Raw genomic sequence first — 22,446 nt, forward strand, 5'->3', positions numbered from 1 at the left:
CACAAGGGATAAGCTTGATAATTCCTAATGAAAGATTACACTCAATAGTCAGAGCTATTAAGTGGTGTATAGGCTATGGGCAACATATTAAAATCAGCATTGATTATACTTTCCACCATGTTTTCAATATCTGCTTTTTCTGAATTAGAATCACAATCTTCAATAAGCAAAATTTATCCAAGTAGTGGGCTTTATTCTTCACTTGACAGATCCTGCCAGAAGAGTAGTGAAAATATCAATATAGGTATTATTGATGACTTGGATGAACCATTTAGAATAAAATTTGACAATTACATTTCTGGAATCGAGTCAGATTACCTTATGACGATTTTCCCCTGCGAAAAAGATAACATCCGTTACATTTCTTACGCTTCGATGGATGAACTAAAGCGAGCTATGGACGATGGATTGATTCAATTTTCAATTGCAGGATCCGGTTTTGATGAGGGCGATTATAAAAAGACAACCGTCATTTCAGAAAAGTATGTCGCATTAACTGTTAATGATAGACCTGAACTTGATAGCAACCTTTCGATTGGTTATGTCAATCATTGCTTTAGTAACGAGCTACAAGACTCTGGGTATGATAGTTTCCAATGTGTTCATTTCGATAGTGCCAATGATGCTTATATTTCCATGATCAACGGTGATATTGATTTCGCCATAATAAATTATTTTTCTGCCATATATTTAATGAACAAAATTGATAGTAAGGCTGTAAATATATTTAAGTATTTCGACAAAAATTTTGAACGATACCTTATTTACAAAAACCCAGAATATAAAAATATGGTTAATTTAAAACACTTAAGATATAAAAACCAACTGATTAAATCTATATGGCACATCGATGCTAGTCATAGCTATCCCATTGAATTAACACAAGCTGAAAAAAAATGGATAGCCGAAGAAAAACCCATTATTTCTGTCGCATTCAATAGTTCTTTGCCACCCTATACTTTCTACGATTCAAAAGGAAATGAAGCTGGTATAATTTCAGATTTCCTTTCAACAATTGGTGTAAAAACGGGGCTGAAGTTTCAGTGGGTAAGAATTACGAAACTTCCTGACATCGTGAGTAACATAATGAGTAATCGTGTTAACATGAGCCCATCAGCATCTTATTCAAAGGAAGTGGACGACTATTTATCTTACACCATCCCTTATGCATCAACCGAAATTTCAGTGGTTACCAGTAAAAAGAAAAATGAAAATACAAATAACACAATTGCTGTTTCTGGTACTTACAACTTAAAAAAATATTTAGAAAATACCTACCCCAATTCAAAAATAATTTTTACAGACAATACATTAACGGCAGTGGAACTCGTTGCGAAAGGAAGTGCTGATTCCGCCTATGGTTACAGTGAAGTCATGAATTTTTTAGTCAATGTATACTTTCAAAAGGAGCTTACTTATAAAGTCATATCAACAAAATATCAAGGCGACCTCAGGTTTGTGATTAGCAAAAAATATGAACATCATGAGATGCTCAAAAGCATACTCGATAAATCCATTGCAAGCCTAGGATTCAGTTACATTGATAAATCAAATGAAAAATGGGATTCTTATCTTGTAAATTCGGAATCTGTTTGGGTAGAAAAAGAAGATAAGGTTAATCAATATTTCTATATTATATTAGTCATTTTGTTTTTAATATTTATATACTTAATTATCTTCTCTCTGAGAGAAATACGAAGAAAGAAAGTATTATCAGAATGGAAATTTAAAGCAAACCTCATTGACGGCATTCCTATTCCTATTGTTGTTAGAGATACTGAATCTAGGTTTGTTCATTTCAATAAGTCATTTTCTGAGTTCAGTTCTAAGGATACAAGTGATTTCTGTATTCTTGGAAAAAAAACTTCCGAGTATCCGAATAAACATTTAGGTAAAGACTTTTTGGATAATGAAGAAGTACGATTTTTTGAAATGCTTAAATCACCTGAACCAACTCACAATACCATTAAATTCATACGAGATGATGAGGAGATGGTACTGAAAGAATGGTCAGTTCCCTATCATGTAGATGGAAAAACTAAAGGACTTATTACTGGTTGGATAGATTTGACTGAAATCAACCATCTTAATTCTCAATTAATCATTTCTAGAGATGAAGCTATAAAAGCTAACAGAGATAAATCTAATTTTATAGCCGTCATGAGCCATGAAATTAGAACCCCATTAAATGCCATTATTGGATCGTTAGAAGTTTCATTTATTGAGGAAAAAGAAAAATATATTAGGCAAGCATATGATGCCTCATTAGGATTAATTGACATAGTTAATAATATCCTTGAAATATCAAAGATGGAGGTGGTAAACAGCAATCTAAACATAGAATACATCAATGTAACCACATTAATAAATAGCGTCTCCAGTATATTTACTGCTCTGTGTAATCAAAAAAATCTGGACTTCATTATTAGTGTTGATGTGGATGAAGATACATATATTTATACTGATCAAGTTTATATTCGTCAAATATTTAATAATTTACTTAGTAATGCCATAAAGTACACAGATTCTGGCTCAGTTTCGATAGCATGCCATCTTGAACAAGAGAATGTAATTATAATTATTTCTGACACAGGTGTAGGTATGAGCGATAGTCAGCTTAACGATATGGCGCTTCCATTCGTGACAGATTCTGAAGATACTGATAGTTATGGCTTAGGCTCAGCTATTGCACACAAATTATGCTCTATACTAAATATAGATATAAATATAAAAAGTGGCATTAACTTGGGAACGGAAATCAAATTAGCCATTCCCAAAACATCGACATTGAACAGTGTATGTGAACATAGTCACAACAATAAGCTTCATTCAATAGATAAAAATACTTATAAGGCTAAATTAAGCGGGAAAAATATATTAGTCGTTGATGATTATGATATTAACCGTCGTCTAGTAGAGAAACAACTAAGTATATTAGATATCGATGTTGTAACTTGTCATAGTGCATTAGAAGCTTGGCGGCTGATCAACCAATCTGAAACCCAGTTTGATATGTTGATCACTGACTGTTACATGCCCGACATGACGGGCTTTGAACTAACAGAAGTGATTCGCTCATGGGAAATAAAAAATAGGACAAAATCAATGCCAATTATAGGATTTACAGCCAATTCCCAAACTGAGGTTTTCGAATTGTGTTTGAAATCAGGCATGAACGATTGCATATTTAAACCAATAAATCTTAAAGACTTGCAGGACACTATTTACAGGAATCTAACACTGGCAGATGAACATATTGATATCGTTAATGTTCGCCGTTTTTCTTACGAGACAGGTCAATCATTCCAAGAGCTGATCCATTTATTGCATACCGCATTGAAGGAAATTGAAAGTCAATTGTCAGAAACCAATTGTAATGAAGAATTTCAGTCTATTGTGCATAAATTGAAGGGTATTACGCGAATTATAGGCGACCTTGATTTATTGGAGAAATGTGAACTATTTGAAAAAGACAATCAAACAGTCACACTAGCTAAAATAGCGGAAAGAGTGACATTATTAATAACAAGCATTAGTTCTATTATTAAAAATAAAGATAAGGCTTAATTTTATGGCAAGTTTTCTTTTAGTCGATGATCATTCCGTTGTACTAGAATGTTTAAAAAATGTTATTACCTCAATAGGGCATGAGGTGATAGGAGAAGCAAAAAGTGGTATTGAAGCTGTTAAGAAAATAAACACTTTAAATCCTAAGTTCATCATTCTTGATATTGGGATACCTCATCTCGACGGTTTTGAAGTGATCAAACGATGCCCCCCTCATACTGATCAAAATTATATTATTTTTTCCTCTATGCCACATAGTTTAATAAAAGAGCATTTGGAAAAAATCAATATAAAAGCATATATATCAAAACAAGATGATATCTCTAATATAAAAACAAAATTAGAATCATATATTAATAGCCATTGTGATATATATGTTGATACTTCATCAGATGCAAATGAATTAGTTAACAGTCTATCTGCTAGAGAAATTCTAGTTCTAAAATATTTGGCTCAAGGTTATAGAAATAAAGAAATTGCAAATTTATTGATTCTAAGCGAGAAAACCGTTAGCACGTATAAAAAAAGACTAATGGACAAATTAGGTTGTACTTCAATGTCTAACCTTATTCTTTTCGTACATAGGAATAATATTTTATAGACCAGATGAAGTATACACGTCTATACTTGAAAAAATAAATATGACCTATTGACTCGCTGTCAACATAAACTAACAATTCTAGGTTAGCGTGTATGCAGAACTTGTTATTATGCATGAGAGAGAAACTTATCCTCATGCATTTTTAACACGTAGAATTTAGTTGAGGGCCCCTTCACTTGCTGGGACATAGAGATCAAAATCCCCACTATCCCTATCAATAGCAACCAAAATGCGAGAGTGTTTTTCGACTATAGAACGTTGCATCCGGTTAACACGCACGCCTTCGTGAGCTCTTTGAGAAAAATCATTTGTTTCTAATTGCAACGTTCTCAATGTTTTCATATCTATATCAAATCCACCAAAATTGCTACGAAACTTATCAAACAAGGAAACATACTGAGCAATAGAGTCTGCATTCCTGATACCTTTTTTTCCTGAAATACTGTTTATGGATCTAAGATGTGGACCACCTAAACTGCTAGTTGGATTGAGCCCGATGGAATCACTACGATATTCTATTTTGTCATTTGCAAGGTTTGCTAATTCATAAATATCAACATATCCTGTTGCCTGTTTTTTAGTACCAACATAGACAAAATCCAAACTATTCGGCGCACCATGAGAGAGTTCGTGGATTAATACATCCGCCACAGCTCTGTCACTTTTCCCCATTTTTTGGTAGTACTGATTAAATCCTCTTTTGTTGACTTTAATAAATTTTACTCGTTGATCTAATCCAAACTTAGCGTATTCAGAGCGCGACAACGCAGCGACTATGACTGAGCTACCCTCAATCTGGTTACCTATATCAAAATTCACTACAGACAACCGTTCAGTATCGGAACGCATTGCTTCGATAATGGATCTCAGTCTCTCTTGACTACTAGGGTCATCATAAAAATCTTTACCAAAAAATACATCCTGAGCAAGCCTAACATCATCATTTAGTGCCGTGTTATCCATAGCAGATAAGGTATTATCAAGCTTACTTTTAGCGATAGGCAGAGCATTAGCTAAACTTCTTTTAATATTTCGTACTTGTATTATGTTTCCAATAATGGGTATACGCTCAAGCATAGAACCCCATGAATTTCCACTTACTTCATCTAAGTCAGATAATACCGAACTTTGACTGCTTTTTAATGCTCTTTCAGCTTCATTAAATACATGGTTTAGATTCTGCCTGATGGTTTTAACTTTTCCTGCTGAAAGGCTTTCCCCAACCACTGGAATTATCTGGGCACTATCAAAATCGATAAGCGCAAACTTACCTGTATGAGGATCGTATAAAATATTACCCAAATTTATATCATTATGGTCGATCCCATTAGATCTTAGATATTCCACAAGTTCATTAACTATACCCTCTTCTTTGAACTTTCGAACGACATCTGACAGCTCTGGTCGAGCATTTCTAATGATGTTACTCAACGAATCCCCATGAATTTTTTTCATTTTGACCGAGACAGTTTTTACCATGGGATCGGTAGTGTCATGAAGTATCACCTCAGCAGAACCTTCCCCATACAATCTGTTGAATGCGGCTTCAGTGTTTCTGGCAGCGTAAAGTCTACACAGCGATGAGCGAGCAGGATTCTCATCCAAGCGAATGTTTCCGCTATAATCTTTCACAACAAAATTGTCATCAAGCTGGTATACCTTACCTATCGCCCCAAAGCCTATTTCATTGTTCGCTTTTCTATAACCTACAGTCATAGTTTTAATCCCTGAGAGATCAACCCCCTGCTCATGAGCAATGTGAGCAAATGCTTCGAATGACTTTTTACTCATAACCTCCCGCGATGTATCAAGTAACCTTTTTCTCAATAGCGTACATAACGCACCAGGAGCTCGCTTCACGCGTGAACAGAGCGCATTTTCTAGCTCATTATTGGTCAACAAACGGCCTACATCTACGATGTCACTCGGCATATCGAGCGACTGAAATATCGCTTTTCGTTGCCATTGATGCTTGAAAAAGTTATTTGCAACAGTATCAATGGCATCTTTTGTCGCTTTTACGGCTTTTGTGGCCGTCCCTATTAGCTTGCCACCACCTTCAAATACCAACTCTATCGCTACAGAGATCGCTACTTCTTTTAAGTATTTATTTCGCTCTTCTTCAGTATCGCTAATTGCGGCTTTCCCAAGTAATGGACCAATTGACATTGTAGTACCGTATAAAAACCCAGCAACAGTCCCCATCCCCACTGCTGGAAGTGCTAATATATGTGATATTTTTTCGATTCTATTCAACATACCCAAAGCTGCCGATTCTAAGTGCGAACTAACTAATACATCCATATCATTTGAATATTTATCAATTGTACGTTCAAAAAGATTAGAATAATCCATGCCTTTTTTATCAATCGTCATTTGGTCATAATTCCCATGAAATTCGGCCGGAAAATGAAGCTGAACCCATTCTCGTAATTCTGTATTTACTCTTATTTGTCTTTTAAAATCATTAATTGATGCAAATATGAGAACTTTATTCGTTAATAAAGAGAATAATTTTATAGGGCTATACTCTGGGTTTAAATCATATGACCATTTTTTAGAAAAATGTGGCCCATCTTCAGGCGATGGATAGATGAGAAGCATAGGAGCCTCACGGATTGAATATGAATGATTAATGTCCAATTGGTGTAGTTCAAGTGCCGACTTAGCGTAATCATAAAAACGCTCTTTTATTTGTAAATCAGACCTTAATGCTTTCATTGAACGCAAAAATTCAGCTTGTGTGTCAGTATTTTCAAGACTGTGGAGCAAAGAATTAGAAATCCCTGATGTGTTAATGATCTCTCGTTCATTATAAGCCGTATTCTCTGCTCGCCATGCTCGTTCCCTACCCGTTAGAATATCTGCAATAGAAAAGCTTTTTTTTACCGGAGGGTTTTCACGCATTGCTACAGAGTGCGCTTCAGGATGATGACTGAATACTGTATAGCGGTATGTTACTGTATTTGATAGTGCAACACCGGGTTCATTCACGGCAAGTCTATCTAATGTGTGTTGGAAATAACTCATCGGAGTTTCAATGCTACTCAGCAATTTATCTTTATTCGCTTCTACACTAGATTGCTTCTCCATAAATCTTAAAAACTTAGTAACATTCACTTTCTCTTCATTAAGAAATATTAGTAAATTGTCATGAACTTCACTAGGCCAAGAAACACTGACTTGCTTACGTTTTAATATTGGATGGTTTGTTGCCTCACTGCACAGGTAGTCGACGACTGAAATTACATCGTATTTAATTCGACCTAAATGGTCTGAGAAGCTGTATATAAGGTCTGAAAAAATAAATTTATCGATATCAATATTCTCGACTGCATGGGGATCAGTTTTTTTTATATCGTAAATCCTTGAGGTTAAATATAGAGCGGCGGCTGTATTTGATAGTTCTACTTCAGTTAGCTCGGTGCTAGGCAATGACTTCATTACAAGTGATTCAATTTCTAAGGAATTTCTAGTACGTTCATCGATGCTATCTTGAACGGCCATTTTAGATTTGAATTCAATAATATCTCGATAAAGCGACTCTCGGTTGAAATAAAGTGGCGTCGCACCTTGTCGATTTTTCTCTCCTAGCCACCCGACAAATAAGGCATCAGTACAGGTATTTACATAGTTTTTAGTTTCTTGAATTTGCTCGTCAATGAAGTAGTTCAGACTCTTCAGTTTTCGTATCGCGCTAGTTGTATTGATTGAATCTATTCCGCTCTTAGATATTTTTTTTATCAGCTTTCTAAAATTGTTATCTAAAGATTGCCATTCAATACTGCGTTCATTTAAAATTTTCAGTGATTTAGCATCATTAAAATAGGGTAATTTAGAGACTAACTGTAATAGGTTACTTAGTATTGCGATGTTTTCATTCAGTACTAAAATGGTATTGTTGAATGGGAGTGGATCATTTTCTCTATCAGTGGAGGAAACACTCAATATTGACAACTGATTTATAAAATTAGCTCTTAATTCAGACAATTCTGTTGATAGCTCATTCAACGCATTTTTATCCAATTCTCCATTCCATAAATCAAGTAGATTGCTAAATGTCGATTTGGATTTTTTAAAAGCGACCAATTGATCTAATTTTGACTGCAAAAATTTTTGCTTGAAGTTTAGATGTATAATCCGTGGCTTGGATACTTTAATGCCTTTTTCTTGAAGTGTATTTAAACGCAATACATTGATCTTAATCTGTGCAAGTTTTTTCTTAACAAATATGCGTTTTCGATGTATGGAAATATCTTTACGCTCCATTTTTTCATTGATTCTTTTGACAAAGTGTTCTTCTATTCCACCGTAATCTTTTCGCTTCCTGCCAGAAGGAAGCGACCTTTTTTGCCGAGTATGACTATCAATGACACTCTCATCATCAGTGTCTTCATCAATAGCGGTTTCAACAGCTTGATTTTCAAGCTCTTCGATGTCTTCAATTGATATGGAAGAGAATAAATTTTGTATTTTTTCTCTCACCTCGGTATTTTCAACAATCTCTCCCCCCTCAAACGTCATCAAATTTTCTGTATAGTTTTCGAGAGTCTCTTTGATAAGCTCTAGATTTCCCTGATGACCATGCATGTTGTTTTCAGTAGCCATTAAGTGCGTTGCTATCTCTTTTCCATACTTGTATCCCGACAAAGGAGCAGCCGTGCTTTTTCCAAGAGCGGGGCTTGAATTTTGGCGGCTTGCCACTACATTAACGTCCTGTTCAACAGGCGAAACCGAGCTTTCAACCTTTATTGTTTTCATTTTCATAGCGTTTTGTGGCGAAGGTTGTATCCTTGGCTGCCCCCCAAAAGGCAAGGATGGGCTAGTCGATACTGAACCGTTCCTAGCAGAGTCCAAAACCATAGGCTCTGGAAATAAGTGGCCACTGAACACGGAAAGAATTCTTAAGGCTACGCCGCCTGCACTGGTGTTTAATCGGTTTGGCCTTATACCGCCTTCGACATCGTATGCTTTAATTTGAAGTATTAACTCACGGGCTTTTTGCTCAATGTATGTTTTCCTACCTTGACCTAAACACCTATCCACTTCGTTAATAAATACTTCCTCATAATGGCTTTCATCAGATACTTCTCCAACTTGCGCCCTCTCTACCCAATACTTGATACGTTGTAGATCTTCTTTATGCTTACGTTCATTATTCGTATTACCTTTACTGTTTTCTATTTCCGAATCTAATTTTTTTAAAATTTTCTCTGACCTATTTTTTGTTTGTGAATTACTTTTAGGTTTATTAACATGCTGAACAGATATAACTTTGACATGAGGATGTATGGTTGTGCCACTACTGGCTAGATTTGATGTTGAATCTATTCGTTCTAATGACGTTGGTTTTGGTATGGAAGGCATCTATTATCAACTCTTATAAATTAATGGATATATAACGATATTTAGACTTGGGAATATCAGAATAAAAAGGAATTTAGAAGAAATGAACCAACACTGTATGGAGATGGGGTTATTTATGCTATCATCCTGTTTAAACAAACATTGACGGAAAAATAACAAAGTGATTTATATTGTCATCTTTTTTTTTGTGATTCTATATGAAAAAAGTTGCATTAATCTATAGTTAATTCAAGCCACACGATTTTGATAAGACTTATTTCTGATTTTTTTGATACGGCAATACTATTTTTTAGTATACATAGCACGCTTTAATATACATAACATGAGCCTGACTTTATCCATATTCAACGAACACCTGTATATATTAAAAAATATCAGCTATATGTCATGTGCCACTCAATCTTTCAACAATATTCATAACTTTTCACATCAAATCATGAGTGTTAATTAATCTGCGCATCTAAAGATGTATTAGTACAACCTATCCAATTAAACGCAATACTGCTTTAATAACTTCACCAACTGATAAATTAAGATTGTCTGTAAGAGATCGAACGCACATAATTTTTCCCTTAACGTTGTAAAAAGTCACCACATCAAGTCTAAGGTTCTTCTTTATGGTTTGATCAGCGACAAAGTGCTTACATACGCTTAAGCAATATTATAACAAACGATTTTTATACTGTTCCGGCGTTTGGCCGGAGTATTTTTTAAACATAGTAATAAAAGGACTGGCTTGGTTGTAGCCAAGAGTTAATGCTACCTCTTTCACTGAATGTCCTGTGCGCAGTAAATCCATGGAATAGAGATAGCGTACTCTTAATCGCCATTCGGTAAAACTCATCCCGAGTTCCGTTTGGCAATGACGCGCTAATGTTCGCTCTGTGGTATGTACTTTTTCAGCCCACAAAGCCAATGTCGTATCATCGGTCGGGTTTTCTTCTACCGCCGCTAAAATCGGGGCTAAATATTTGTGGTTAGTGGAAGGCAAAAAATGATGCTGTGTTTCTTGCGTTGCCAATTGATCGAGCAATACTTGAACTAAACGTTTATCTTGCGCGTTTTGAGCCACACTGATTTCACGCGATCGAAAATCCTCAATGATGGCAGAAACGATGGGCGTCACTTTTATCAAACTGGTGTGCTTGGGAAAACCATGGGTGAGAGCCCGATCAATATTGAGCGAACAATATTCAATTGGCTTACGATTATAGCTGCAGTGTTTCACCCCCGCAGGAACCCAAATCGCGAGATGAGGCGGTGCGAGAAATCGCGTTTCTTGCGCTTCCATTTCCAAAATCCCGCCGGAAATTAGCTGCACTTGTCCCCATGGATGACTATGAGTTCGCGTTTCTGTGTTTGACAAAAACGCATCGAAATTCATAAAGACATCCGATGGCGCACTGTCAATCGATAGTGAAGGGTGAAGATTTCTGGGCGCTTTTTTCAAACTTGTCTTCCTATCGCTCGCAATGTCGTTTTGGAGATATATATAATTATAGAGACCTGCCACACTATACTCCAAAGCACAATTTGCGACGAGGCTCACATGGTATATCTTCTTCCACTATTCACGGTTCTAATTTGGGGTGGTAACTCTATCATCAACAAGCTCGCCGCAGAAACCATTGAACCAAGTGCGATGAGTTTTTATCGCTGGTTTGTCGCGATGCTGTTGCTAACCCCCTTTTGTTTACCTACCGTGATCCGCCAATGGGTAATCATCAAGCCCCATTTAACTAAACTGGCTTTTTTAGCCATGTTAGGCATGGTACTGAATCAGTCTCTTGGCTATTACGCAGGGCTAACGACTACTGCATCAAATATGTCATTGATCACTTCGCTGGTACCACTGCTCAGTGTATTCATCAGCGTTCCTCTGCTCCATAAGCGCATTTCAGCTTTGAGTGTTGTCGGAGGAGTCCTCTCTCTCGCAGGGCTTGCTTTTATGCTAGGTCAAGGCGATATGAGCTTCTTCTTGCATCAAGATATTACACATGGTGATGCATTAATGGTGGTGGCTGCAACCGTTTACGCACTTTATTGTGTGTTACTTAAACGGTGGAAAATGCCGCTAAGCAATTGGACGCTTATTTATATGCAAGGGTTGTTTGCTGTCTTAATGCTGACACCATTATGGTTGACCAGTAAACATCTCCTACCCACGGAAGGCTCACTGCCCCTAATCGCTTACGCTTCCGTCGCTGCATCCTTATTGGCTCCATGGATGTGGGTAAAAGCGATCGATTTAATTGGTGCAGACTCTAGTGCGATGTTTATGAATTTGTTACCTGTGGTGGCGGTTTCGCTTGCCACAACCCTGTTAGGTGAAACAGTGCAAAACTACCATCTTTTAGGTGGAACGATGGTAATTTCCGGGGTTATTTTATCCCAAATAAAACTGACAAAAAGCCGTACAACAGCTATCGAGGGCGCAATACAACCATAAAATTGAGCATCTAGCATCGATTCGAGCTATGTTTATGGAAGAAGAATAAAAATAAACAAAAATGAAATGTATTGAGGGATCCTTTACGTCAGATCCGTTAGGCAACCTAGCAAATTTGGTGGCCAGATAATGATTCTTGATAACATCGAAGATGTGTATAGCAATAATTTGTTTGCCTTGCATGAGCTTGTTCTCAACGAGCTCGGTTCATACGTGTTCGTAAAAAACCGTCAAGGTGAGTATCTGTATGCAAATCAGCTAACACTTAAACTGTTTGGCACAACTTTGGAAGAACTCAGAGGCAAAACTGATCATGATTTTTTTCAAGATGACCTACTCGCCGATATTTTACACAGCGATCAAATGGTATTTGATACCAAACAGCCTTTCATCAGTGAAGAACGTGCACAAGCAAAATTTGATACCAAAGTACGCGTCTACCGCGCAATAAAGAAACCGATTCTAAGTACACAAACGGGTGAAGTGATTGGCCTTATCGGTGTTTCTACTGAGATTACCGATATTGTTGAACTGCGAGAGCAACTACACACTCTGGCCAATACCGATGACTTAACGCAGCTCTACAATCGCCGCAAGTTGTGGCGAGAAGCGTGTAATGAATTTACGTTGGCTCAGCGTGATCATTATCCGATAAGTTGTATCGCGATTGATATCGACAACTTCAAGTTAGTAAACGATACCTATGGCCACCAGCGAGGAGATGATGTGATTTGGCAGTTAGCAGAGATAGCGAGAAAGCACACACGCCATGGCGATGCCTGCGGTAGAATTGGTGGTGAAGAGTTTCTGATTGTTCTGCATAAGGCGAATGCGCATGAGGCCTTTCAAGTGGCCGATCGTTTGCGTAAAGAATTTTATGCATACGCATTTTTTGACAACGGCGCACACTTTAGTATCAGTTGTGGTATCTCTGAAATTGCGGGCAGAGATGCCGATTTTTTCGAAATTTATCGCCGCTCAGACAAAGCACTTTATAAAGCCAAGCTCGCTGGACGGAATCAATGTGCCACATTCCAAGAAACATAACTATGTTCCATAAAGGGCCTATAATGTTCGTTTAATGTGAATTATCACTTAAAACGAGCAAATACTCGCGTATCCCATTCACTAATGATTGAATTTGGTCGATTAAACCGTACACTCACAAAGTCGTAGTGCCTTACGCAAAGTAAGCATTCAAGGTATTGACCTATTTAAGCTTCAATGAATAAGGATATTTAAGGTGAAAGCAGTTAAACGCCATCAAGAAATTATCGAATTAGTTCAAACACACGGATTTGTGAGTACCGATGATTTAGTCGAGCGATTCAATGTCAGCCCACAAACCATCCGCCGAGATCTCAACGAACTTGCGGATGCCAATAAGTTACGACGCAATCACGGCGGCGCCACCATCGCGTCTAGTTCTGAAAACTCCTCTTACCACACTCGCCAAGTGACTTATCAGCAAGAAAAAGAGAAAGTGGCTGCCGAGCTAGTCAAACACATTCCCGATGGCGCAACGCTCTTTATCGACATAGGCACGACACCTGAAGCTATCGCTCGGGCATTAATGCTCAATCACGAAAATCTGCGCATTGTCACCAACAACATTAACGTGGCGACGATTTTAATGGCCAAACCAGATTTCAATGTCATCTTAGCGGGCGGTGAAGTGCGCAATAAAGACGGTGGCGTGACGGGTGAAGCCACTTTGGATTTCATTTCACAATTTCGTCTCGATTTCGGTATTTTAGGGATTAGCGGCATTGACTATGATGGCTCACTTTTAGATTTCGATTATCATGAAGTGAGAGTCAAACGGGCGATCATCGAAAATAGTCGCTGTGTTTATCTCGGTGTCGACCACAGTAAATTCGGACGTAATGCCATGGTGAAGCTAGGCACAATTGCCGATGTAGATTTGATCATTACCAATGCTCAACCCCCAGAAGAAATTGATGCATTCGCTCGTGAAAATGAAGTAACCATTCAGGTGGTATAGATAGATTGAGGCCAAAACCGACATTTGAACTAGATTTTCCCGCCAAATAGATAAACTATTTCATTATTTGCTCGTACTGTTACGGTTTTTTTTGATATAAATGCCAATATAGTACGACGCAATTTAGAACTTTCGGCTTATGTACAAAATTCTGAGACTGATCCAAGAGAACCAACAAATCACTAGCCACGATGATTTGGAAAATGTACTCAATGGGCTCAATAACTTAATTGATCATGAATTTTTCCTCTTTGGCCTCTCTTTTCAACCCACGTTAAAAACCAGTGAAACGCTTGTCACGGACAATTACCCCAATAGCTGGCGACAGCAATATGATGAATCAGGCTTCATGCATATCGATCCAATTGTCAAATACAGTATTACCAATTTTTTGCCCATTCGCTGGGATGACGCTAAACGAGTCAATGATGATGGACGAGTCATTTTCGAAGAGGCGCGTTGCAATGGACTCAAAGCGGGATTTAGCATTCCAATCCATGGGCTTAGGGGGGAATTTGGCATGATAAGTTTTGCAACCTCAGATACCAAGTCTTACGATTTGAATCAACAAAGTATCCATACTTCACAGCTCATTGTACCGTTACTGGCTCATAATATTGGCAACATCACCCGTTACCATAAAGACGCAAAACCGAGAGCGGTGCTCACCGCACGTGAAGTACAATGCTTAGCTTGGGCGGCCGAAGGCAAAAGCGCATGGGAAATTGCCACGATTATTAATACGTCAGAACGTACCGTGAAGTTCCATTTCAGTAATGCTTGTAAAAAGCTTGGCGCGACGAATCGCTACCAAGCGATCACTAAAGCTATTTTAGGTGGCTATATCAATCCCTATTTATAAGGCTTATGCATTGACACTTGCACGATATGCTTCATTCATTGGAATATGCAAAGCGACAGAACGTGTACTTCCCAAAAGATGCACTTTTTTATCACCGAGTCTTTCGCATGGGATCCCCATCCGCTTAATCAATTTTTCCACACTGGCCGATGTGACCGTTACATAGGCATTGATGTGATATTGCTGGGCGTGATGATACAGCGACTGAAACATCTGCAGCGTAACATTACTCACGCCGCCCAATTGCGCCGAATGATCTTTATCGACCGCAAAACGACTCAGCTCATAAATCTCCTTTGCTTTGGGTGCTTGCTGCACACCGAGTAATTCCGAAAAAGTATCTTTAAGCATATAACGCGACGTCGTTGGCAAAATTCGCCAACACCCCACTAAATGACCCTGTTCCTCTTTGGCATACAAATAGTGTGCTTCTGGAACGTCGTACTCATCAGTCTCCATTCCTCGATTTGTTTTTAGCTCCCACTGCAAGCGTTGCGAAAAAACTTTATAGCGTAACTTCAGCAATGACACATAATCAGCTTGAGGGACACTTTGAAAGGTATGTGAATAAATTGAAATAGTCATGTGACTTCTCCTTAGGTTATTGGAGAAATCACGCTAAACAATCTCATCAGAGATAGAACCTGTTCGATCGAACAGTTACGTCGAAATACTGTTTAAACTATTATTAACGCAACTGAATAACTAACGCTCAGTTGGCTCAATAAGGTACAACATAAAGTAAATAACTCGTACCGCTCGGCTTTAAAAATCCTCTTAGGCAACTAAGAGGATTTTTTATATCTGCTGCATTCAAAATAATATTGCAGTTTGGTTAACGCTTTGTTATTTATGATTCCGTTAATACAAAACAAGGATTCCCCAATGAGTAGTGGCCAACGTGCAATAACTTTGCGTTTTTTAGCAGAGCCCGGTGATGTGAATTTTGGTGGAAAAGTCCACGGTGGCGCTGTCATGAAATGGATAGATCTAGCGGCCTATGCATGCTCAGCAGGCTGGAGTGGTAAATATTGCATCACCGCTTATGCTGGAGGGATCCGCTTTGTCGCTCCTATCCACGTAGGGAACCTCGTTGAAGTCAGCGCAAAAGTTATTTATACGGGAACGAGCTCAATGCATATTGCCATTGATGTGCAAGCGAGCGATCCAAAAGAGTTGAAAAACCAGCTGACTACCCATTGTATTGTCATCATGGTGGCTGTCGATGGGCAAGGCAAGCCCACCCCTATACCCGAATGGGTGCCGCAAACAGCAGAAGATATTGCCCTACGCCAATCAGCGATACGCTTAATGAACATGCGTAAAGAGATAGGGGAAGAGATGGAAGCTCACGTTAAGTACTTAAAATAACCACCCATGATACGCTCAGTTGTCATTTTTTCTTCATCTTTATCTGCTTAAATCGAGCCCTCTGAAATTTTGCATCGATGATAGGAAAAGGCTTTGACTCCCAGAGAGATTACCTTGAGCGAATCAACATTAGTCGACCCAAAGTCAATTGAGTATCACTGGGTCCGAACGCTTTACGTTGAAGGCTACCAGCCCCAAGAAATTAACCACTATATCCGTGCCTGCTTTGGCGGAGATGATACCTTCGCCGATCTGTTTCGCCGCGTTGCGTTGCAACAAGAGAGTTTGTATGTCCTTTTGCAATACTTAGGCTGCGCCCCTTCTAGCCGTGAGTTCTAATTTTTTAGCTTTCCTTTACGACGTTACACGAAGATTTCAGATGTGAGTCGCATCCAAACACCATTTCACTTTTGAGACATTCAATTCATCATATACTGCATGTGCGTTACCAATAGCACCCTTTAATGCAGATATAAAAAAACCCAAGCAATGCTCGGGTCTTGGTTACAAAAACTGTTAGTTTGTTGGATAGTAAGGAATAAAGCTAACAGCCAGCTATGCGTAACGCCAGATTTGCATATTACTTAACTGATCGGCGGCCAAACCAAATACGTTAAGCTAATACAATATGGGCGACCTCACGGTCGCCCTATCGTTATTATCCTTTCACACCACCGGCCGTAAGTCCTCCGACTAACCAGCGCTGTGCAAGCAAAAATACGACAGTGATAGGTAAAGCAGACAACACTGCTGCTGCTGCAAAATCTCCCCACAAATAGTTCTGAGGATAAAGATACTGCTGCATACCCACCGCTAATGTATATGAGTTTACATCAGAAAGTAGCAAAGATGCCACTGGTACTTCACCAACCACCCCAATAAACGAGAGAATAAACACAACCGCAAGAATCGGCACAGAGAGTGGTAGCAGCACCAGTCTAAAGGCTTGCCATGGTGTAGCTCCATCTAAAGCAGCCGCTTCTTCTAATGAGTTATCTATCGTTTCAAAATAGCCTTTGATCGTCCATACGTGCAGTGCGATACCACCTAGGTAGGAGAAAATTAAACCACCATGCGTATTTAAGCCAAGAAATGGGATGTATTGACCTAATTTGTCAAACAGTGCATACATCGCAACCAGTGCCAGTACCGCTGGGAACATTTGAAAAATCATCATCGCTTTTAGGATGGTGTCTTTACCTTTAAAACGCATGCGCGCAAAGGCATAAGCAGACGTTGTCGATAGGGCCACAATGAGCACTGAAGTAATGCCTGCTACTTTCACTGAATTCCATAACCAAGTCAGAACCGGAAATGGCGGCGGTGTAACAGAGCCATCAGCATTAGTGACAGCAAAACCTAATGCCAATTTCCAGTGTTCTAGAGATGGGTTATCTGGGATCAAGCTGCCCGTGGCAAAGTTCCCTTCACGAAATGAAATCGCAATGACCATCAATAGTGGAAAAATGATCAGCGATAAAAATGCCCACAGAGCAACATGAGTCGCCCATAAGCGATATTTGAGAGATTGACCTTGTACCATCGCCATAACGATTACTCCTTAATTCTGTGACAGCTTCGTAAAACGTAAGTTGAGTAGTGCTAACCCACCAACCAGTAAGAAGATCAAGGTTGCGATGGCACTAGCCAAACCGAAGTCTTGACCACCAGCTCCTTCAAACGCAATACGATAGGTATAGCTTACGAGTAAATCGGTGTAGCCGGCTGGCTCTGAAGTACCAATCATATTCGGGCCACCTTGTGTCAGAAGTTGAATCATCACAAAGTTGTTAAAGTTAAACGCAAAGCTCGCAATAAGTAACGGAGTCATTGGTTTGATCATGAGCGGCAATGTGATACGGGTGAAGTTGTGTAAAAAACCTGCACCATCAATCGCCGATGCTTCATATAAATCCTCTGGAATCGCTTTCAAAAGACCCATACACAAAATCATCATGTAAGGAAAACCAAGCCAAGTATTGACGATCAGCACCATACTTTTAGCGAGAAAGGGGTCTGAGAACCAGCTAGGACTAATGCCAAAAATACTGTTGAGCACCATATTGATCTCACCAAAGCTTTGGTTGAACAAGCCTTTGAAGATCAAAATAGAAATAAAGGCAGGAACAGCATAAGGCAGGATTAATAGCACTCGGTAAACGGCGCGGCCTTTAAGCTCTTCCCATTGCACAACACTAGCCAACACTAACCCTATCATAAGAGTGAAAATCACGGTTAAGGTTGAGAAAACGACCGTCCAGATAAAGATATTGATGAAAGGCTCTTTAATACCGTCATCTTTCCATACACGCTCAAAGTTATGTGTGCCAATTTTCACCACAAAACCAGGCGATACTGTCGCACCGATAAATTGACCACTTTCGTCCACTGGTTGATAAAAGCCAACATCCATATTCGGCCGTAGTATTTCGCCTGTTTGATTATTGACCAGCGTTTCGCCATCATCTTGCATGGTGTAAAGCGGCGATACGGCGGCAAACTTGCGCAAGCCACTCATGCGTACATCTTCACCATTAGGGAAATGCAGATCAATTGAGCTCAACGTAGCACGGTGATTAATAATGGTTTTAATCGGCTCTTTGGTGCCCTCAATACCCTCAATAGGTTGAAGGTCCATATCGGTCACCGATAAGCCATTTAAGGAAAATACGTCGGTAGCGAGCGTCTGCTCTCCATCTTCGATTGCAATTCGATAGCCACTTTCCGTTTTGTATAGAGTGAAAGGATAGCTTTCCCCGCCCTGATAAGTTCGATCCAACAGCACGGTTTGTGCACGTTCTAAAGAGAGTTGGTTTTTAGCACTGTAGTTAGTAAAAGCCAGACCAACGGTGTAGGCCAAAGGAAAGAGGATGAATAAGATCATTCCCGCGATACCCGGATAAATATAGCGGTGTGCGTAAGTATGTTTACTGCCGAAAATATAAAGGGCCAGAGCGGTAAGAATGAGAGTAAGCAGCGCAAAGGCGAGCTCACCGCGAGAATACATAAGAATAGTGGCGTAACCGTTAACGATACCAACCGTACCTAATAATGCCCATTTAATGAGCACATTTTTACTGGAAGGAAGTGCCGTTTCGGGTGCTGACAAAGCATCTGTACCTTGAACTGACTGCATAGAAGAACCTGCTAGCGATATAAACGTAAAATGAAGGAGAGGTTACCCTCTCCTTAAGGGCTTGACCAAAACCGAATTATTTAGTCATTTGTTTTTCTGCATCAGCCAGTGCGGCATCGACAGTTTGGCGGCCATCTACAATATTGATAATTGCACTTTTCGCGCTGCCCCAAAATGCATTCATCTGAGGGATGTTCGGCATAATTTCGCCATTCATTGCGTTATCCATTGTCGCGGCGATGCGTGTATCTGCATCAAGCTCACGTTGGAAAGAGTTAAGAGCCACCGCGCCAAGAGGTTTGTCATTATTGACCATGCGCAGACCATCATTGGTGAGTAAGTAGTTTTCGATAAACTCAATCGCGAGATCTTTATTTGGAGAAGCGGTGCTGATACCAGCCGTCAATACGCCCACGAACGGCTTGGAAGATTGCCCGTTAAATTTAGGTAATGTCGTCACACCGTAGTTAATACCTGATTTTTCAATGTTGCCCCAAGCCCACGGACCGTTGATCGTCATTGCCGTTTTACCTTGGTTAAACGCAGCTTCAGAAACAGAGTAGTCCATATCCGGAGAGATCACGCCTTTGTCCACTAAGCCTTTCACGAAGTTCATCGCGTCTTTTACGCCTTTATTCGCGATACCCGCATCTTTCACATCATAGCCATCAATCGTGTATTTGAATGCGTAACCGCCATCAGCCGCCATAAGAGGCCATGTGAAATATGGTTCTTTCAAGTTCCACATGATGGCCGTTTTGCCCTCTTTCTTAAGTTTGGCGTTCAACGCTTCCACTTCTTCCCAGCTTTTCGGTGGGTTTGGCACAAGATCTTTGTTATAGATGAGAGACAAGGATTCTACCGCGACTGGGTAGCCGATGATTTTACCGTTGTATTTCACCGCATCCCATGCAAAATCCACGATACCCTCTTGAATCGCTTTTGAAGGTTTAATTTCAGCCAGCAAGCCAGCTTCTGCATAACCACCAAAACGGTCATGAGCCCAGAACACAATATCAGGTCCATCACCCGTTGCTGCGGTTTGTGGGAATTTATCTTGAAGTGCGTCAGGGTGAGCCACGGTCACTTTGATACCCGTGTCCGCCTCAAATTTCTTACCCACTTCAGCCAAACCGTTATAGCCTTTATCACCATTAATCCAAATGGTGAGTTGTCCTTCTTCAATAGCAGCATGTGCACCAAACGAACCAAGAGCAACTAGAGTACTTAGCGCGACTGTGCTTAGGGCGTTTTTCATGTTCATATCCTTTTTATTTTTGTGTTGTAGGGCTCACCAACAGGTTTCGCCGTATTTCGTCATATATAATCAGAGAAAACCTAACTTGACTCATCCTCCTACGCCCTACGCCCTCGATATTATGGACTATTTTCGTGATCATCATCGCTCAAGGTTAGAGAGCTCAATCACAAAAAAATACCTTTTTGTGACATGCTTCCACTTAACAGCCATTAATTATTTGAACTGGATCTAACTCAGCCTTTAAACCCCTCCTCCATCGCATCCATCGCTACTCCCCCCTATAAAAAACTCAATTAGGAGGATGTATCAAACACACACATCACACAAAATACAGTCATCCCAGAGTGGATAGTAAGAGCCTTTTCCAGTAACTCATCGTTTACTGGCTTACATCGCTAGATTGGTTTGCTGTCATAAATGAGCGTTCGTGGTAATTGATTTTATAACGGGGGAGACGCTCAATGTGCAGGGGAAGTGAACTAAATCATTGGCATGGATGGGTGATGCTTTCTTCAAACTCCCTTAATTTGAAGACATCACCCTTTTTCTTACATTATTAACCACCTTACCCAATTCCTGCTGTCATTGCCTGCAAGAAAACTCATATAATGATGGGCAGTGATTTATAAAAAATATTGATCGAGGACGAGCTCTATGGCGAGTGTCACGTTAAAAAATGTATGTAAAGCATACGGTGATGTATTAATTTCTAAAAATGTTGACTTAGAAATTCAAGAAGGCGAATTTGTCGTCTTTGTCGGTCCGTCAGGTTGTGGAAAATCCACCCTACTGCGTTGCATAGCAGGCCTAGAAGATATCACCTCGGGTGACTTGTTTATTGGCGATAAGCGAATGAATGATGTTGAACCTTCTAAACGTGGCGTCGGCATGGTATTTCAATCCTATGCGCTCTACCCGCACCTTAATCTTTTCGACAACATGTCTTTTGGCCTAAAGTTGGCCAAAGCCGATAAAAAGGAGATCGAGCAACGTGTTGAGCACGCCGCCGATATTCTCCAACTCAGCCATTTGCTTGAACGTCAACCTAAGTCTCTTTCAGGTGGCCAACGTCAGCGTGTCGCGATTGGGCGTACTTTAGTCTCACAACCGAATGTCTTTTTGCTTGATGAGCCGCTGTCTAACCTAGATGCAGCGCTGCGCGTACAGATGCGTTCAGAGATAACCAAACTGCAACGCAAATTGGGCTGCACTATGATTTACGTTACCCATGACCAAGTCGAAGCAATGACAATGGCTGACAAAATCGTGGTTTTGGATGCTGGTTTCGTATCACAAGTAGGCAAACCACTTGAGTTGTATCATTACCCAGAAAATCGTTTCGTCGCAGGTTTCATCGGTTCTCCTAAAATGAACTTCATGAGCGTATTCATCGAAGATGTCGAAGCCGAACGCGTGAAAGTTCAACTCTCTAATGGAACCTCATTTTGGATTTTGGTCGATGGCACCACGATCACTCGCGGCGAGCGTATGTCATTAGGTGTGCGTCCAGAGCACTTGCTGAGCGCTGAAGATGGTGACGCGAAAATTGAAGGCAAAGTGATGATGGTTGAGAAACTCGGCAATGAGACACAAGTCTACATGAACTTGAAAGGCTCTGATTCTGATGTAATTTACCGCCAGCCTGATACTTTGGGCGTTGAAACAGGTGATACATTGACAATTGGTATTCCTGGGCATCGCTGCCACCTCTTCCACAGCGATGGACGTGCATGCCGCCGCCTTTACAAAGAAAAAGGCATCGAAGCCGAATAAAAAGAAATTCAGTTAAGAAAATAAGACAGCCCCTATCAAAGGGGCTGTCTTATT

Annotated in this window: 15 protein-coding genes; 9 read left to right on the forward strand and 6 right to left on the reverse strand. The window is 39.8% G+C overall.

The window, feature by feature from the left end:
• Positions 1–75: 75 nt before the first annotated feature.
• Positions 76–3,567: a response regulator gene (locus AACV12_RS10835; protein ID WP_170900329.1), complete on the forward strand. Its 3,492-nt coding sequence runs from the start codon at positions 76–78 to the stop codon at positions 3,565–3,567.
• Positions 3,568–3,571: 4 nt separating this feature from the next.
• Complete coding sequence (locus tag AACV12_RS10840) at positions 3,572–4,168, forward strand: response regulator transcription factor (protein WP_013868058.1); 597 nt, start codon at positions 3,572–3,574, stop codon at positions 4,166–4,168.
• 156 nt (positions 4,169–4,324) lie between these two features.
• On the opposite strand, the gene AACV12_RS10845 is transcribed toward AACV12_RS10840, so the two are convergent.
• Together AACV12_RS10845 and AACV12_RS10850 are read right to left on the reverse strand one after the other, a co-directional pair.
• Positions 4,325–9,535 carry a hypothetical protein gene (locus tag AACV12_RS10845; protein WP_170900330.1) on the reverse strand — a complete coding sequence of 1,737 codons (5,211 nt, stop codon included), beginning with the start codon at positions 9,533–9,535 and terminating at the stop codon, positions 4,325–4,327.
• Between the two features lie 661 nt (positions 9,536–10,196).
• On the reverse strand, positions 10,197–10,985 hold the full coding sequence (locus AACV12_RS10850; RefSeq protein WP_026028665.1) for an AraC family transcriptional regulator: 789 nt from the start codon (positions 10,983–10,985) through the stop codon (positions 10,197–10,199).
• A gap of 99 nt (positions 10,986–11,084) precedes the next feature.
• On the opposite strand from AACV12_RS10850, the gene AACV12_RS10855 reads away from it, so the two are divergent.
• From AACV12_RS10855 to AACV12_RS10870, 4 genes are all read left to right on the forward strand, one after another.
• Positions 11,085–11,984, forward strand: coding sequence for a DMT family transporter (locus AACV12_RS10855; protein ID WP_017050312.1), 900 nt, complete (start codon positions 11,085–11,087; stop codon positions 11,982–11,984).
• A 129-nt stretch (positions 11,985–12,113) separates the two neighbouring features.
• On the forward strand, positions 12,114–13,031 hold the full coding sequence (locus AACV12_RS10860; protein WP_013868062.1) for a GGDEF domain-containing protein: 918 nt from the start codon (positions 12,114–12,116) through the stop codon (positions 13,029–13,031).
• 196 nt (positions 13,032–13,227) lie between these two features.
• Positions 13,228–13,989, forward strand: coding sequence for a DeoR/GlpR family transcriptional regulator (locus tag AACV12_RS10865; RefSeq protein WP_013868063.1), 762 nt, complete (start codon positions 13,228–13,230; stop codon positions 13,987–13,989).
• A 139-nt stretch (positions 13,990–14,128) separates the two neighbouring features.
• Positions 14,129–14,851, forward strand: a complete 723-nt coding sequence (locus AACV12_RS10870) for a helix-turn-helix transcriptional regulator (RefSeq protein ID WP_017044271.1) — start codon at positions 14,129–14,131, stop codon at positions 14,849–14,851.
• A 3-nt stretch (positions 14,852–14,854) separates the two neighbouring features.
• Here the strand turns inward: AACV12_RS10870 and AACV12_RS10875 are convergent, their stop codons facing one another.
• Positions 14,855–15,436 carry an acyl-homoserine-lactone synthase gene (locus AACV12_RS10875; RefSeq protein ID WP_013868065.1) on the reverse strand — a complete coding sequence of 194 codons (582 nt, stop codon included), beginning with the start codon at positions 15,434–15,436 and terminating at the stop codon, positions 14,855–14,857.
• Between the two features lie 300 nt (positions 15,437–15,736).
• On the opposite strand from AACV12_RS10875, the gene AACV12_RS10880 reads away from it, so the two are divergent.
• Both AACV12_RS10880 and AACV12_RS10885 read left to right on the forward strand, forming a co-directional pair.
• Positions 15,737–16,222, forward strand: coding sequence for an acyl-CoA thioesterase (locus tag AACV12_RS10880; RefSeq protein WP_026027856.1), 486 nt, complete (start codon positions 15,737–15,739; stop codon positions 16,220–16,222).
• A 93-nt stretch (positions 16,223–16,315) separates the two neighbouring features.
• Complete coding sequence (locus tag AACV12_RS10885; RefSeq protein WP_017045998.1) at positions 16,316–16,561, forward strand: hypothetical protein; 246 nt, start codon at positions 16,316–16,318, stop codon at positions 16,559–16,561.
• Between the two features lie 319 nt (positions 16,562–16,880).
• Here AACV12_RS10885 and malG read toward each other — a convergent pair whose 3' ends face one another.
• From malG to malE, 3 genes are all read right to left on the reverse strand, one after another.
• The gene (gene malG, locus AACV12_RS10890; protein ID WP_010317575.1) at positions 16,881–17,771 is read right to left on the reverse strand and encodes a maltose ABC transporter permease MalG; all 891 of its coding nucleotides are present in this window, start codon (positions 17,769–17,771) and stop codon (positions 16,881–16,883) included.
• Positions 17,772–17,783: 12 nt separating this feature from the next.
• Positions 17,784–19,358: a maltose ABC transporter permease MalF gene (gene malF / locus AACV12_RS10895; protein WP_170900331.1), complete on the reverse strand. Its 1,575-nt coding sequence runs from the start codon at positions 19,356–19,358 to the stop codon at positions 17,784–17,786.
• 76 nt (positions 19,359–19,434) lie between these two features.
• Entirely contained in the window at positions 19,435–20,616 is a 1,182-nt protein-coding gene (malE, locus tag AACV12_RS10900) for a maltose/maltodextrin ABC transporter substrate-binding protein MalE (RefSeq protein ID WP_026027705.1), read from the reverse strand.
• 657 nt (positions 20,617–21,273) lie between these two features.
• On the opposite strand from malE, the gene malK reads away from it, so the two are divergent.
• Positions 21,274–22,392 carry a maltose/maltodextrin ABC transporter ATP-binding protein MalK gene (gene malK, locus AACV12_RS10905; protein WP_017045996.1) on the forward strand — a complete coding sequence of 373 codons (1,119 nt, stop codon included), beginning with the start codon at positions 21,274–21,276 and terminating at the stop codon, positions 22,390–22,392.
• The last annotated feature ends 54 nt before the right edge of the window (positions 22,393–22,446 follow it).

This window comes from Vibrio sp. 2-2(8) (assembly GCF_963888495.1).
Classification (GTDB): domain Bacteria; phylum Pseudomonadota; class Gammaproteobacteria; order Enterobacterales; family Vibrionaceae; genus Vibrio; species Vibrio anguillarum.